The organism is Loigolactobacillus bifermentans DSM 20003 (assembly GCF_001434575.1).
GTDB classification, from domain to species: Bacteria; Bacillota; Bacilli; order Lactobacillales; family Lactobacillaceae; genus Loigolactobacillus; species Loigolactobacillus bifermentans.
In genome coordinates, this window is sequence record NZ_AZDA01000121.1 from 54044 (window position 1) to 69674 (window position 15631).

Genomic DNA, 15631 nt, shown 5'->3' on the forward strand with positions numbered 1-15631 from the left:
AGGATAATGATCATTATCCTTAAAAATTAATTCATAGATAAAATTTATCTATTCATAAAAACTATCTATTAAAGCATTTCTGGCCAAGCTTCTTTTAACACTTTGGCCGTATTTTCAAACGTATAATCAGCCACATACTTCACACCTTTAGCCAAGTAAGCATCTGAGATCACTTCTACCCCGATGACCTTAGGATCAGCACCAGCATCCTTCACCATCTTTAAGAAGGCAACCGTATCTGCCTTCCCAGTGCCTGGTGCCAAACGATCATGCATGGATTCATCACGTAAGATTGAATCAGCATAAGGACGGGCATAAGCATCATCGATTTGGATTGAAATCACTTCTTTGGCTTGTTCTTTCGTCAAAATATCGTAAGATTGGTTGGCGCGAACCCAGTGCCAAGTATCTAACAACATCTTAGCGTTCTTGCAGTTAGCGGCCTTTAAGACTTTCCAAGTTTTGTCCAAGTTTGGCAAACCACTATATGGCATTGGTTCCAACGCAATGATCTTATCACCAGCGCGACTGCAAAGTTCTTGTAACTTCTTAGTCGTATAGTCAACGTCGTAAGATTCCATTAACCCAACATTAATGTGTTCAACGCCGAAGAGATCGCACATATGGAAGCAAGTTTGTTCCTTATATTTTTGTTCATAAGTCCGCTTGGCTTCACACCATTGCACAATGTATTCAACTTCGGTACATTTAATTTGATATTTATCTAAAACAGCTAAAATGTCCTGATCTGTTAAACCTTCGTTTAACGCATCCACGTAAGTTTCGGCGCGGAGCCCAATACCTTCGTACCCAGCTTCGTGTGCGGCTTTGCACCGTTCTTCAAATGTACATTGATCGCCTAAGGTCCAAGAACTAACTGTGATTGGATGAGATTGTGACATAATAAACCCTCCTATGATTTGTCTTGTTTTTCACATGAATCATTTTACAAGTTCATTGTAAGCGGTTCTCATAAGAGCGTCTAATTGATTCTAATCGACTAATCTATAGTGATAGGCTATAATTAGGCTGGAAGCCGGTTTAGAAAGGGGTTCACACAATGAACTTGTACCACCTACGTTATTTTTCGGTACTTGCCAAAACCGAAAACTATACTCAGGCCGCAAACCTGTTAAATATTACACAGCCTAGTCTCAGTAACGCCATTCATTCACTTGAAAAAGAAGTTCAAGTGAAATTATTTGCAAAAAAGGGTCGCCGCGTCCAATTAACAGATCCGGGCCATCAATTTGCCAAAGATATTGATCAAGTCTTAATGCAACTTGACCACAGCGTGGCAGCTTTACAAGCCACCCAGGAAACCACCAGTTTAATTCGTGTCGCAGCCTTACGGACGCTAAGCTCCCGCTGGTTGCCCCAAATGGTCCAACATTTTCTTACAAGCCATCCCGAAACCGCCAGCCAGTTTAAATTTTCAAATGACACCGGGATGTCGCCTGATATTGTGGAAAGTCTCCGCCAGGAAAATTATGATGTGGCGTTTTGTTCAAAAGTTGATGATGCCCCTGATATTCAATACACCCCCATTGCTGAACAAGATCTCGTAGTGATCACACCGCTGGACCATCCTTTGGCGAAAAAAAAGAGCCTCAACTTAAATGAGACCCTGCCTTATCCGCAAATCACTTTTTCGCCACGCAGTGGTTTATATCCGATTATTCACCACTTATTTGCAGAGATCGGTCATCAACCACAAAGTGCTTATGCCATTGAAGAAGACCAAGCGGTTGCAGGGATGGTGGCCAACAACTTTGGAATTGCCGTTTTACCTGCGATGGATAGTCTAAAGGGCATGCCGGTGAAGATCATCCCCCTGACATTCCCAAAATGGCACCGTTTGCTATACATGGTGACTTTAAAGCAGCATTACCAAAATCCTTCTGCTCAGGCCTTTATTGATTTTGTACAGGCCCAGGCTTAACGTTAACTTACTAGTCACCAAAAAGAACAGGTAAACTCACAAAACTGAGTGAGTGCCTGTTCTCTTTTTACTTTAGCGTCACGCGATGCTGCTGGGTAAAGTCAAAAATCACCCCACGCACTGTAATGGCATTCCGTGACTGCTTAGAATCATATAAATACTTATCCGCACGATTATAAATATCCAGATAATTTTTATCATCTAAAATCGACCGATCTTGTCCCAATGACACGGTGATCTGAAAGGTCTCACCTTCATCAGTGGTAAAGCGCAACGCGCCTAGCGCATCATGTACCCGTTTTGAGATCTCAATCGCCCGTTCAAAATTAGCTGCCGCATCCAGTAGCAAAAAACTGAATTCTTCGCCACCTGTTCGGTAAGTTTTCGATGCATATTCCAAATTAGTCATCAGCTGTTTTAACGTTTGAGCGACCTGTTGCAACACATCATTCCCGACTAAATGGCCGTATTGGTCGTTGATCTGCTTAAAATGATCGATGTCTAATGTGTAAAGGGCATAACCACGCTTAGGATCCGTATGAAAGTTTTGATAAGCAGTTTGGAGGTCTTCGTTAAATACCCGAAAATTGTACAAGCCGGTTAAATCATCGCGCCGGGCTTCTTGGCGTAATTTAGCTTGCGTTTTGGTATAACGAAGCTCAAAATACTGAACCATCCATAAAATCACATTGATCACCAAACAAGTGCCGAGCTGCCAAAGCCAACCGACATTGATGCCCCCTAAAGAAATGGCATTCATGGTAAAAATCGGTAATGCAAATACCAAACTAAAGGGAAAATAATACAGCGGTTGTTTAACGATTTGCGCACCAAATTGCTTCGCAACCAGCATGAGTGCCAGACTGACAACATAAAGCGGTAGCCAGTTCGATACATCCGGTAACCACCAAAACCAAATGATCATAAGTAACGCCAAACAATTAAACGTTTTCCAACTGCGTGCCTTCAGTAAGGCAAACATCACGGTACTGATTTGAAAATTAATATAAGTCCACCCAAACCCCGCTTTATTCCCTGCTTGACGCATACTCAGTATAGATGCCACATGAAATAGCAACAAAAACGCTACTGTAATGCCAATTAAATAAACCATTCTCAATTTTTTCTGTCTGGGACGATGAAATTTTGCCGCTTGTAACCAGTTAAACAGCATGGCATAACCAATCAAAACCAGTGTATTTGTAATAAAGGTTACAATCCGAATTTCCCAATCAAGCACCTTACCGCTTCCTTCTCTTCCGTCAATTCGTTTTCTGTAACCTGTGGCCTGTTATGCCAACGCTGTTAAGCCCATTTTTAACGTTGCCAGATCCAACTGGCCCGGTGCTGAAGCGCCGCTTACCGTTGCAAAACTCAACGTTGAGCCCGTTAAAGTACCGCTTAACCGGCTGATACGGCCTAAATCACCCATAGCCATCGTAATCAGCGGTTGCGTCAGTTGCTGATCAGCTTGGAGCGTCGCTTGCATTAACGTCAATACATCTTGCGGCTGGTGCGGCATAACGGCCATTTTCACGACAGCTGCACTTGTCTCCCCCATCACTTGCAATTGCTGCGTTAAAACGTTTAAAGGGGCAGTGGCTTGAAAATCGTGCTGGCTTAAAATCACCGGGATACCCTGTGCTTGGGCCGCGATTAAAATAGCTTGTACCACTTGTGAGCCACGGTTAAACTCCACATCTAACGCATCCGCTAAACCAGCCTGACAAATTTGAACCAGCAACTGCTGATAAGCCGCTGCTGTCAGTGCCAGTTCACCACCTTCAGCCTGCGTGCGTAACGTCACCAGCATTGGTAAATCTGCTAATGCTAACCGTAACGCTGCAAAATCAGTTTGTAAGGTGGTAAACGTGCAGTCTTTTAAATAATCGATTCGCCACTCCACTAAGTCAGGTTTGGCAACAACCACCTGCTCGGCTGCCACCAACAGTTCAGACAAATCCGTGCCAATCAATGGCACACAACTTTTAGGTTGGCCTTGGCCTAAACACACGTTGCCAATTTTTACGCTTTTCTCCAAATGGTTCACCTCGTTTTATTACCTAATTCTCATTTTATCTGAAAAAGCGATTACAGTTCAAGTCACAATCGCTAATTGGTTCACCTTTATACCTTACTTAAATAATCTCACCACTTTTTAATGCTAACTGATTTGAAAATCCCCTTAGCAACCTAGCAGTGGCAGCTATCGCATTTTAAATTGGTATAGCCGATAACAACTTGTTCAGTTTAGCTGGCAAATATGACCAAAGCGTGATGTTTATCTGAAGAATAGATCAAAATAGGCCTTCTTAAAAGGCCTACTTCTTTTTTAACATCGCTTGGCGCTTCGGACTCACCCAAGTACCCGAACCATAACCTAAAATTGTTTTTAATGCTGGTATAAACGTCGCTGCAATGGTAATCGGATTCACCATCCAAAAAAATAACATGTAAAGCGGTGCAAATATCAGATACTTCAACTTAGCTGCATGGTGATCTAAAATCAGTGCCGCTAATAATTGGAAAAAACCTGCAAAAATTTCAAACGTGACAAAAACAAAGGACATTTCAATGGCATGGGTAAATCGTTCCCAATTACCAGTCATTGCAAAGTATAACAATGTGGTCGCAAAAATAATTGTGGTCAGAATAAAGAAAAACGACCAGACAATTGATAATGTGGAATCCACAAACATAGACATCTGGTAGCGATGCGCAATCGGATGTCGTAAGAATTTCTTGATATTAGTCAACCACACCTCGGTCCCACCCTGGGCCCAACGTTTACGCTGCTTATAAAGATCACCAATGGTCTCAGGTACATTCATATGAAAGACAATATTTGGTGCAAATCGCGGCACCGCACCAATCATTTGATGGTCCCAGGCAATACTAATATCTTCAGTTGCTCGATTTTGCCGAAAACCACCAACATCGATTAAAAACGACTTACGATACATCGTATTTGCACCAGAATAAGCATACATCGAATCATTCACCGCTGCTTGGCTGCGCTTGATAACCCCAACAATACTGGAAAACTCCACTGTTTGTGATTTACAAATTAACTTCGTTCGATTTTGCACATCCATATTAGCCGTTACAGCACTGGTATTCATATCACGATCATGAATAAAATAGTTCATATATTTCATCAGCGCATCTGGTTCAGGAATAGTATCTGCGTCATTGCTGAGAATATATTCCCCCTTGGCAAAATACATCCCAATATTAAAAGCATGCGCTTTTCCCTTATTTTTAACGATTTCAATCATGCGTAACCGAGGATATTGCTGCTCTAAACGTTGAATAATTTCTCCAGTTCGATCCGTGGAACCATCGTTCATCACGAGGATTTCATAATTGGCATAGTTTAGCTCATTGAACAAATAAGTGATGGTGGATTCAATCATCACTTCCTCATTGTGCGCTGGAATCATAATCGTCACCAACGGCTGCTTTTCAGGCGATAATTGGGTCCATTTATTGTCCTCATGATTTGGTCGCAACCAACGATAGGACAGCGCACCAAAAAACCAGAAAAAAGCCCCCATAATCGGATAGAGGCACAAAATGAGTAATGCAATTGTTGTAATGGTATGGAACGGTGTATTTTCAAAAATATGATCAATCATCACTTACCTCATACTATCCAGATGCTGTTTTTCAAATAATTCATGAATTTGATTCGTATCTAAATTTTGATTGGCTTCTACTTGGTAATTGCGGCAATTCTGCCGAAATTCAGGGCTGCCAAAGCGTTGATTCATAAATTGATCCAATTCTGTTTCCCGCGCCTTTTGGCGAATCGGATCAAATGTTGGCCATTGTTCCACTAAGCGATCTCGCTTGCGGACTTGAATAATCGTCATGGAGACGGTAAAAATCAATGCAACGGCAGCCAAAAATAACAATACTACACCAATAAACTGAATTTCATAGATGCCCTCGCGATAGCGCCAAAGTGGCTGCACCCAACCAAAACGCACACCAATATAGCTGATTACTGTGATTGCAATTGGTATGAATACACACAGCCAGCCTAATAACGCCATCAAGGTTTGCCATACCTTCAGTCCTAAATGCCCCTCGGCAAAATAATCATCGGTATACAATTGTTGTGAATATTTACCTTTTTCTTGCACCATTATTCACACTTCCTTTACTGCAACGGATTAACTGGGCGACCAAAGCGATAACCTTGGCGTAAATTAATATGTAGCTGTTCAGCTAAGGCTTCATCTTCATCATTTTCAATCCCGGTTAACACCAAATCAATATGCTTTTCCAATGCAAATCGATGCCAAAATTGCAAATTAAGATCCAACCATTCAGTTCGATTCTTTTTACGAAAACTGCGCATTGAGCACTTCAATGTGTTGATGACTGGCATCATCCACTCAATACTACTTAAATCCGCATTGTCAGCCCCAACATGATCAATTTCAAATAGCATGCCATAAGCTTGGCCACGCTGAATACAATTTAGAAAATATCTTTTATGGGCATAATGTTCATTTGGCAACACATTCAGCTCTACTGCCAATTTCATCGGTGTAATCTTCGAGATTGCCCAACGCACAAAATAATCAAATTCAGGGCTAATAATTTGTTCATAACTTAAATTGATCGATAACTGAATCGGTTCTGTCGGCAATGACTTAAAAGTCGATTCCAACAAAAAAATCACACGCTGTAATGGCAAGGTATCCAGTTGTTTGGGCAACTGCCATGAACCGTCGGGTTGGTGCTGGCGCAATAAGCATTCATAGCCGATTAATGCCCCTGTGTGATCAACCTGTTTTTGAATAAAATAACGTAATTCTAACTCTTTTTTACCTAAATAATTATTGGAACGCTGACGTGAATGATAAAAATAAATACCAATAATCACCGCACTTGAAATCAAGAGTAAGATGGTTAACCAGAATAATAAAATTTTAAGATCATCTAATAACATCTTTTCCCCTCTTTACTGATGTTTTGACTGATAATAAGCCAAACCCTGATCGCACACAATAAATAACAGCAACCCTAAGACGAGAATTGGCAAATGCGGCAAGGCCCTTAAGCGTGGCCAAAAGCTTAGATGGCGCACTTGTACTGTTAAATGAGGTAACCCTTTTGCAGGCATGGTTAACGAATGTGCTTGTCCCTTTGCCAGTTGATAACCGAGTGGTGCCGTTAATGTCAGTTGTTGACCAGTCCGTGTGTGCACAAAATCCTGTAAAACTTTTCGCTTACCATTGAGGTATGTAATGGTGGTGCCTTGTAACGTTGGTGTCACTGGAATGACTACATTTTGTTTCATTTGACTGGTAAAGCGGTAGGTTTGCGGCGCTTTTTCAGTCGTGGTATAACCAGTAACACCTGCATGACGAATATTAAAGGTTGAACCAGTCAGACCGCTAATAGCCTCGCTGCCCACTTGCTGATGGGTACCGCGTACTTGATACAGTAAAGTAGCCGTGCGCATTTGCGGTGCTCGGATAACATGAATGGTCAGCGTTTGGCTGGTCGCAGCTGTAAATGTATAAGTTTTCGGATTATTAGTTGCTGTTCGATACCCTGAAACACTGGCATGTTGAATATCAAATGTGCTTCCTACGTTCCCACTGATTGGTTCCTGACCAACCTGTTTACCCATTTGATCCACATATCGTAAATAAGCGGTACGCATTTCGGCTGCTTGCACGGCTGTTGTTTGATGTGTAACGGCACGATAAAACCGATTCAATCTTTGTGTGACTTGCCAAGCAACTGAATCGTGCGTTACTTTTACCAAAGAAACACGATTATTTAATCGAACTGTTTTAAGACCATAATAGCGTGCCATCCAAACATTAAACCACTGTTTATCGGGTTGACCACCCGCCACATACGTTGAACTTAAATACATGTTGTGATCATTAAAAACTGGCGGTTGTCCAGGCACTGATGCACTCGTTTGACCAGCCTGCTTGGCTTGACGACAACGGACATCCCCAGTGCGCCAATATTGATAAGATTGGAAATTAGAATTGACAGCGGCCACATATGTTGGAATGCTCATGAAAGCCAGTACAGCAGCCACAATATATGGGATAAGAGTCGGTAGCCATGCCTGTCGTCTTAGCCGTGCATAATCTGCGAGCAATAACAGTAATGCCGTGATCAAATACAGGCTAGGCCCAAAAAATACCCGGGATAGAATCTGAGGCGATACGATCAACGATATAATCCCTAGTATTGCCCCGACCCCATACAAACAACCTGCCAAATAAAGCCGCTGGTCTCGCCAAGTAAAGGCACGACCATAGCCATGGTGTTGCCAATAAAGATAAAACGCCACTCCAAGAACTAACAATAATAACAAACCTGAATATTGCCAAGTTGCCGTTAGTAATTTTTGAATTTGAAACTGTGAACCACGCTTCGCCACTTGTTGTGAGCCAGAAATCACTAAAACAATCCAACTTTCAGCACCAGCAATACCCCCAGCCCATTTCCAAGCCAGTTGTCCCTGTTTCCAATCACATATCGTGAATCCTAATGCAATAAATAACGTTAATGGTGCGGTGTTTTCATTCGTACCGCCTGCTAGAAAGCCCAGTAAGAGCATCCCAACAAACATGATCCGCGGATGTTGTGCCTGATAATTAAACCGATACGGCAATAGAAAACTGAGATAAATTAGCGCCACCCACAAATAATTAAAGCCGCCAGACAACCATAAAATTGACGTGCCATAATCTGGCAAACAGACCCACATCAGCATAAACGTCAACATCAAATAACCCACACGTAGGCGTGACAGACGGCCAAATAAATGTAGGTTAATTAAAATACCGACTAACAAAAAAACGATACTATTGGCAATGTTATAGACGCTTTTTGGCCACTGCATAAACAACTGCACCCCAGTATGGGCCACAAAACGACCATTGTTGATTCGCGTATGATTTTGAATTGATTGTATTAAATCAAATAAATTATGGATTCCTCGTAGGTGCCGGGCTGGCCATTCCCCTGTAAAAAAGAAATGATAGAGATAATCATCAGCTGAATAGCCTGTATAATCATTAAGTTGCTTAAATAAAAGGTAAACCACACCCAAAACTGCCACAAATCCTAAAATCCGTAATGTTTGATAGCCTTTTTTACGCATACTCTAATGCCCATTTCATTGATTTTTCAAGGTCCAGTATAACAGATTTTACCAGTGGTATACACCTATTCTAGGTGATTTCATAGAAACACCTTTTTCAACTTGGTTGATCTGACTGTCAATTGGATCCGAACTAACCCGATGCCGCTATCCTGTGATCTACAAAGCTTTTTCGCAACTTATTTCCTTTCTGCAGCAAATCATGCTAACACAAAAAAGCCTCTGAATTCAAACGATATTCAGAGACTTTTCTAATAAGCACAATGCAAACCAAACAGGATGCCTTTAGCTTACCACCAACCGTTAGCTTGACGGAAAGCAATTGCTGCAGAGATACTGCCGTAGCGCGAAACAGCATAGTTTACTAAACCAGCTGTTTGCGTGGCAACAGAACCGTAGCCCCATGATTCTTTGGTTTGGCCTAAACCGTGATAACCGTTTGGTGAAACGGCATTCGGATTACCACCAGATTCTGGCATCACAATGGCAGACCACAATTGGGCTGTCCCACCGGCAGCAATAAATTGGCTATAAACAGAGCCACTAGATGCTGTTGAGGTGCTTGTTGTCGTCGTGCTAGCAGCACTTGAGGCAGCAGCTGTTGAAGCAGCCGCTGCAGACTTAGCTGCAGCGCTAGAAGCGGCATAAGAAGACTGAGCAGCAGCTGAACGAGCAGCGGCAGCATTCGCAGCTGAGGTCGCTGCGCTTTGAGCGGCAGCACTTGAAGCGGCAGCTGATTGTGCGGCAGCGGCATTGGCTGCTGAAGTTGCGGCTGACTGAGCAGCGGCACTGGAAGCAGCAACTGAAGCGTTAGCGGCTGAAGTAGCAGCGCTTTGAGCAGCAGCACTTGAAGCGGCCAGTGAAGCGTTAGCCATTGAAGTTGCAGCACTTTGCGCTGCAGCACTTGAAGCGGCCAATGAAGCATTCGCTGTTGAAGTGGCTGCGCTTTGGGCAGCTGTACTAGAAGCTGCGGCTGACTGAGCAGCTGCGGCATTGGCGGCGGATGTTGCTGAGCTTTGAGCTGCGGAAGCGTTGGCCGCTGATGTGGCCGCACTGGAGGCAGCCAATGACGCGTTGGCTGCGGCCGTGGCTGTGCTTTGGGCAGCAGCGCTGGAGGCATTGGCAACAGAAGTCGCTGTACTCTGGGCAGCAGCCGAGTTAGCCGCAAGCGTTGCTGCTGATTGTGCGGCAGCACTGGAAGCAGCTGAAGCGTTGGCAGCGGCAGTAGCAGCACTTTGCGCTGCAGCGCTAGAAGCATTGGCAATTGAAGTCGCCGTACTTTGGGCAGCAGCACTTGACGCTGCAACATTGGCGGCGGCTGTAGCAGAACTAGCAGCTGCTAATGAAGCATTGGCCGCTGATGTGGCTGCGCTTTGGGCAGCAGCACTAGAAGCAGCGTTGGCCGCCGCTGTAACAGCAGCTTGATCGGTTGCTTGACTCGTTGGTGTAGCACTAGAGGCGGCAGTAGATTGTGTTGCTGTCCCAGCAGTCTGAGTCACTGTTGTCTGTTGACTTGGTGTCGTGGTCACATGATAGCTGGTCATCACTTGACCATCTGCAGCTTCCCAAGTAATTTGGGCGTTATCTTTGGTACCGGTCATCACCATCTTGGTGCCGATCTGCAACAAATGTTCATCTGTTGTTTGCTTGACAACGGATGGGTTAACCCCGATCTCCTTTAAACTCTCAACGATTGTTGAATATGTATCGCCTTCTTTAACCGTGTAAGACTGCTTGGTTGCCGTCTGTTCACGATTCATATCGGCTTTAATTTGATCAACTGAACGAGCTTTCCAAGTCGCGGCTTGGGCGTCAGTGCCCTGTTTCAAGACCCCAACAGCGCCAAGACCTAAAACGGTCATCCCTGAAACCAACCAACGTCTGCCAGATTTATAAAGTTTAAAGCGTTTTTGTTCATTTTGTCGATGATATGTTGTGTTACGACTTTCCATGCTGATAACTCCTTCTAATCGAAAATTTGATTACAATTCACCAATTTTAATGTTAACTGTTTTATATTATAGCGCATTTCGAACCAGTTCGTCACTAAAATTTAGCACGCTTTTCACACATTCGCAAATTTTAACCCGCATACTTTCAATTAAAGTCTGATCAAACCAACAATTTCAATATAAAAATACAAAATCGTATTTTCACATTTTAAATGATCTATTTTCAATCATTGTGCGCGACGCTAACCACTTAAAAGAGCAAAAATAAAAAGGCTCAGAGTCAGCAGACTCCAAGTCTTCAACTGCATTAAGCACTTAACCGCCGATCTAACAAACGAGACAATAGTGATAATGCATAACAAACAATAAAGTACAAAATGGCCAACATCACAAACATCGGAATGACATAGTTGGTATTTTGACCATAAATGATCTGTGCGTGATACATCAATTCTGGCAACATGATAATCGTGGCCAGTGAGGTATCCTTGATCAACGAAACGAATTGGCTAACCAATGGCGGGATCATTTTCTTGATGGCCTGTGGTAATACGATGCGCCACATCGTTTGGGCGTAAGACAGCCCAACTGACCGGGCACCTTCCATTTGGCCAGGATCAACTGCTGCGATCCCACTGCGAATGATTTCGGCGACCATAGCAGATTCAAACACTGTCATCGCTAAAATCGTGGCTGGAATCACATCTGGCTTCAAACCAAGATTTGGTAACCCAAAATAGGTAAAGAAGATGATCAACAGCAATGGTAAGTTCCGAATAATGTCGATGACAAACCCAACAATCGGTGATAAATATTTGATATTCACATAACGTAATAGGCCTAAACAACCACCAATGATAAAGCTAAAGACAATGGAGACGACGGAAACCAATACCGTCACGCCTAACCCTTGCAAGAGATAGTGCATGTTTAGCCATGAATAAGCGTGAATAAAGTTTTGCATAACCAGTCCCCCTTCCTAAGCCCAACGTTTTTCGAGATACCGCATGAAGTAGCTTAACGGTAAGGTCAAAACTAAATACAACAGTCCAATGACAATGTATGTATCCGTTGTGTTAAATGTTGTTGAAACGATCAAGTTCCCTTGATACATCAAATCAAAACCAGCAACAAAGGCTAAAACAGAAGAGTTCTTCACCAAATTAATGAACTGGTTGCCCAATGGTGGGATCGTGATCTTAATGGCTTGCGGGAAGATAATGTGGGTCATCGCTTGTAAGTAGCTTAACCCATTTGAGCGTGCGGCTTCCATCTGGCCTTCATCAACGGCTTCGATTCCAGCCCGCACGGTTTCAGCAATGAACGCCGACGTATAGATCGTTAAACCAATTGTCCCTGAAGTGAACCCATTGACCTTGGCGATATACATGGGAATGACCACGTAAAAGAACATGGTAATGACCAATAACGGGATATTCCGGAAAACTTCAACATAAATTTTCCCGATTACGCGGAGCGCTTTATAAGGACTGATCTCCAACAAAGCAAATACCGTTCCGATCACCAAGCTGCCGACCAAGGCCACCAAACTTGAACCTAACGTGAAGAGTAAGCCAGACCAGAGATCTGACCAATGTTGCGTCAAAATATTCAGCATGACTAATTGCTCCCTTCATTAAAGCCTGGCACTTTGCCAAACCATTTATTCAGCAGCTTCTGATACTCGCCGGACTTCTTCATATCTTTAACGGCTTTGTTTACCGCATTGGTCATGTTATCCTGGCCTTTGTTAACAGCGATCCCGTAAGGTTCTTTGGTAAAGGTGCCCCCAACCACACGATATTGTGGGTTTTCCAAAGACATCCCATAAAGGATCCCGTTATCAGTCGTCAACGCCTGGCCTTGACCAGATTGTAAGGCGGTAAAGGCCTGGGCATAATCAGATAATTCCAAAACAGACGCTTTTGGTGCTGCTTTACGGACGTTTAACGCAGACGTTGAGCCTTGGACAGCTAACACCTTTGCGCCCTTATAATTCAAATCATAAATGCTCTTAATTTTACTGTTCTTATTGACTAAGATCGCCTGACCGGCATTAAAGTAAGGTTTTGAAAAATCAACCTGCTTGGCCCGTTCTGGCGAGATCGTCATTGTGGCAATAATGGCATCAATGTTCCCATTTCTTAATAATGGGATCCGGGTATTACTGGTAATTTGGACAAATTTTGCTTTGCCATCTTTACCTAAAATATGCTTGGTAATGTGTTTTGCCATATCAACATCGAAACCTTGAATAACACCGGTCTTAACGTTCATTAACCCAAACAATCGCGTATCCGCTTTGACACCCCAAGTTATCGTATTTGATTGTCGATCATCTTTCAGCACGTCTTGCTTGGCAAGACTTTGACGGCCACAACCACTCATTAATAAAACGAGACTTAATAAGAAGGCGATGGGTAATAATCGACGGACAAACTTACGCATTGTCCTCACCTCCATTAATGATTAATAATTTTGCTCAGGAATTGACGTGCCCGTTCTTCTTTTGGATGTTCAAAGAAGGACTTGGTATCAGAATCTTCTAAGACTTCACCATCAGCCATGAAGATCAACCGGTTCGCCACTTCGCGGGCAAAGCCCATTTCATGGGTGACGACCACCATGGTCATTCCGTCTTCAGCGACTTTCTTCATAACGTCTAAGACATCACCGATCATTTCGGGATCTAACGCTGAAGTTGGTTCATCAAATAATAAGGCTTGTGGTTTCATGGCCAAGCTACGAGCAATGGCCACCCGTTGCTTTTGACCACCGGATAACATCCGTGGGTAAGATTGCGCCTTATCAGCTAAGCCGACTTGTTCAAGCAGCGCCATTGCTTCTTTTTGGCTTTGGGCTTTGCTTTGTTTCAAAACCAGTTGTGGGCCTAAAGTAATATTTTCTAACACGGTTTTGTTGGCGTATAAATTAAAGTGCTGGAACACCATGCCAACATCCCGCCGAATTTTATTCATATCGGTTTTTTTATCGGCTAAGTCACGGTTATTGACAATCAACTGCCCCGAAGAAATTGTATTTAACCCATTAATAGAGCGTAAAACCGTACTCTTACCTGAACCAGATGGTCCAATGATGACAACGACCTCGCCTTTATCAATTGTCAAATTAATGTTTTTAAGCGCATGGAAGTCGCCATAATATTTTTCCACATCATGGAATTCAATCATTGACATAAACGTTTCCCTCCAAAATAAAAGCTCGAAGTCGCAGTTAAAAACCTGTTAAAGGCAACGTCCGCCTTTAGAAGAACCGCTGACGCTTCGAGTTTTTCAAAATGAGATGATGATCAGTGACCATCAAGATAGTTCTAATTTTAATTTATTTTTAATGTAAACGCAACTGGTAATGGACCGTTAAAGCGCTGTCCCACTGTCTTTTCAGGTCATTTATGAGAACATTCTAATTTAAGAATTTGATAATACCGCGCTTTACCGGCTGTCTCTAAATTTATAAACTTTTTTTACAAATAAAAAAAATAACCCACCGCCAACACCATTTGACGGTAGATTATCTCACATCTAAGCCTGAACCGGGTGATCTGCTTTGCCGGTGGTGATGATATGGAAGGCATCATCAAGGCTAATATCAACCATATTTTGCACAGAAACGGTGGTGTAAAATGCGATATGTGGCGTATAAATTGCATTTGGTAAGGCAATCAATGCTTTAATTTCAGGACTTTCAATGGTTTGATCCCGCAAATCAAAGTTGTTAATGACTTCTTCGCCTTCAACTGCATCAATCGCTGCACCAGCGATCTCATGTTGTTTTAAAGCAGTGATCAAAGCTGGCGTGTCCACCACTGGTCCGCGAGAAGCGTTGATCAAGTAAGCACTATTTTTCATCAATTTAAAATCAGCTGCGGCTAATAAGTGCGTTGAGCTAGGGTTTAAATCAGGATGTAGATCAATGACATCGGATTCTTTTAAAATGGTTGCTTTATCGACATAAGTGACAATGTCTTTCAGGTCCGCACGTGGTACAGGATCGTTAGCCAACACGGTAGCCCCTAATGCTTTGTAGAGCTTAGCGGCAGTGCTTCCAATTCGGCCAGCCCCAATGATCCCGATGGTGAGATCGTGAATTTCACGCCCCACTAAACCTCCCCAACGGAAGTCTTGTTGTTGGGCGCGTTCATCTGCAATTTCTAAATTGCGGATCAACCGCATGAGTTGTGCCAACGAATATTCGGCCACTGACCGTGGTGAGTAGGCTGGTACATTGGTGACGATCAAATCATTGGCAGCTGCTGCCTTTAAATCAACTACGTCATAACCGGCACTGCGTAACCCTAATTGTTTGATGCCAAACTGATGTAGCTTTGCGTAAACCTGGTCGCTATCGATGACGCCATGCTGGACAATGACCACCCCATCATAGCCTTGCGCGAGATCTACAGTTGCTAAACTCATGACTTCCTGATTCATATCAACGGTAACCTCATGGCGTTCAGCCCACGCCTTAATGGCCGCTTCTTCATCAGGACGGACACTGTACATTAAAATTTTCATTTTTCTACCTCTTCCTATTCAGACTTCTCTTCTATTTTACCGCTAAATGGCT

The 15631-nt window shown here is 43.1% G+C and carries 14 protein-coding genes; 1 reads left to right on the top strand and 13 read right to left on the bottom strand.

Annotation, left to right across the window (positions count from 1 at the left end; translation table 11 throughout):
• Positions 1-68 precede the first annotated feature (68 nt).
• Positions 69-902 carry a sugar phosphate isomerase/epimerase family protein gene (locus tag FC07_RS13020; protein ID WP_057905524.1) on the bottom strand — a complete coding sequence of 278 codons (834 nt, stop codon included), beginning with the start codon at positions 900-902 and terminating at the stop codon, positions 69-71.
• Positions 903-1060: 158 nt separating this feature from the next.
• On the opposite strand from FC07_RS13020, the gene FC07_RS13025 reads away from it, so the two are divergent.
• Entirely contained in the window at positions 1061-1942 is an 882-nt protein-coding gene (locus FC07_RS13025; RefSeq protein WP_057905525.1) for a LysR substrate-binding domain-containing protein, read from the top strand.
• Positions 1943-2009: 67 nt separating this feature from the next.
• On the opposite strand, the gene FC07_RS13030 is transcribed toward FC07_RS13025, so the two are convergent.
• The 12 genes from FC07_RS13030 to FC07_RS13085 form a co-directional block, all read right to left on the bottom strand.
• Entirely contained in the window at positions 2010-3182 is a 1173-nt protein-coding gene (locus FC07_RS13030) for a GGDEF domain-containing protein (RefSeq protein ID WP_057905526.1), read from the bottom strand.
• 51 nt (positions 3183-3233) lie between these two features.
• A complete protein-coding gene (gene aroD / locus FC07_RS13035) occupies positions 3234-3983 on the bottom strand; it encodes a type I 3-dehydroquinate dehydratase (RefSeq protein WP_057905527.1) in 750 nt (249 codons plus the stop codon).
• 280 nt (positions 3984-4263) lie between these two features.
• Positions 4264-5580 (bottom strand): glycosyltransferase family 2 protein, encoded by a 1317-nt coding sequence (locus tag FC07_RS13040; RefSeq protein WP_057905528.1) that lies wholly within the window; start codon positions 5578-5580, stop codon positions 4264-4266.
• A gap of 3 nt (positions 5581-5583) precedes the next feature.
• A complete protein-coding gene (locus tag FC07_RS13045) occupies positions 5584-6093 on the bottom strand; it encodes a hypothetical protein (protein ID WP_057905529.1) in 510 nt (169 codons plus the stop codon).
• A gap of 14 nt (positions 6094-6107) precedes the next feature.
• Positions 6108-6905, bottom strand: a complete 798-nt coding sequence (locus FC07_RS13050; protein WP_057905530.1) for an EAL domain-containing protein — start codon at positions 6903-6905, stop codon at positions 6108-6110.
• Positions 6906-6917: 12 nt separating this feature from the next.
• A complete protein-coding gene (locus tag FC07_RS13055; protein WP_057905531.1) occupies positions 6918-9092 on the bottom strand; it encodes a DUF3329 domain-containing protein in 2175 nt (724 codons plus the stop codon).
• Between the two features lie 290 nt (positions 9093-9382).
• On the bottom strand, positions 9383-11044 hold the full coding sequence (locus FC07_RS13060) for a KxYKxGKxW signal peptide domain-containing protein (protein ID WP_057905532.1): 1662 nt from the start codon (positions 11042-11044) through the stop codon (positions 9383-9385).
• A 307-nt stretch (positions 11045-11351) separates the two neighbouring features.
• Positions 11352-12008, bottom strand: coding sequence for an amino acid ABC transporter permease (locus FC07_RS13065; RefSeq protein ID WP_057905533.1), 657 nt, complete (start codon positions 12006-12008; stop codon positions 11352-11354).
• Between the two features lie 15 nt (positions 12009-12023).
• Positions 12024-12662 carry an amino acid ABC transporter permease gene (locus FC07_RS13070; protein ID WP_057905534.1) on the bottom strand — a complete coding sequence of 213 codons (639 nt, stop codon included), beginning with the start codon at positions 12660-12662 and terminating at the stop codon, positions 12024-12026.
• Between the two features lie 2 nt (positions 12663-12664).
• Positions 12665-13492 carry a transporter substrate-binding domain-containing protein gene (locus tag FC07_RS13075; protein WP_057905535.1) on the bottom strand — a complete coding sequence of 276 codons (828 nt, stop codon included), beginning with the start codon at positions 13490-13492 and terminating at the stop codon, positions 12665-12667.
• 14 nt (positions 13493-13506) lie between these two features.
• Complete coding sequence (locus FC07_RS13080) at positions 13507-14241, bottom strand: amino acid ABC transporter ATP-binding protein (RefSeq protein ID WP_057905536.1); 735 nt, start codon at positions 14239-14241, stop codon at positions 13507-13509.
• A 345-nt stretch (positions 14242-14586) separates the two neighbouring features.
• Positions 14587-15579 carry a D-2-hydroxyacid dehydrogenase gene (locus FC07_RS13085; protein ID WP_057905537.1) on the bottom strand — a complete coding sequence of 331 codons (993 nt, stop codon included), beginning with the start codon at positions 15577-15579 and terminating at the stop codon, positions 14587-14589.
• Positions 15580-15631: the final 52 nt, after the last annotated feature.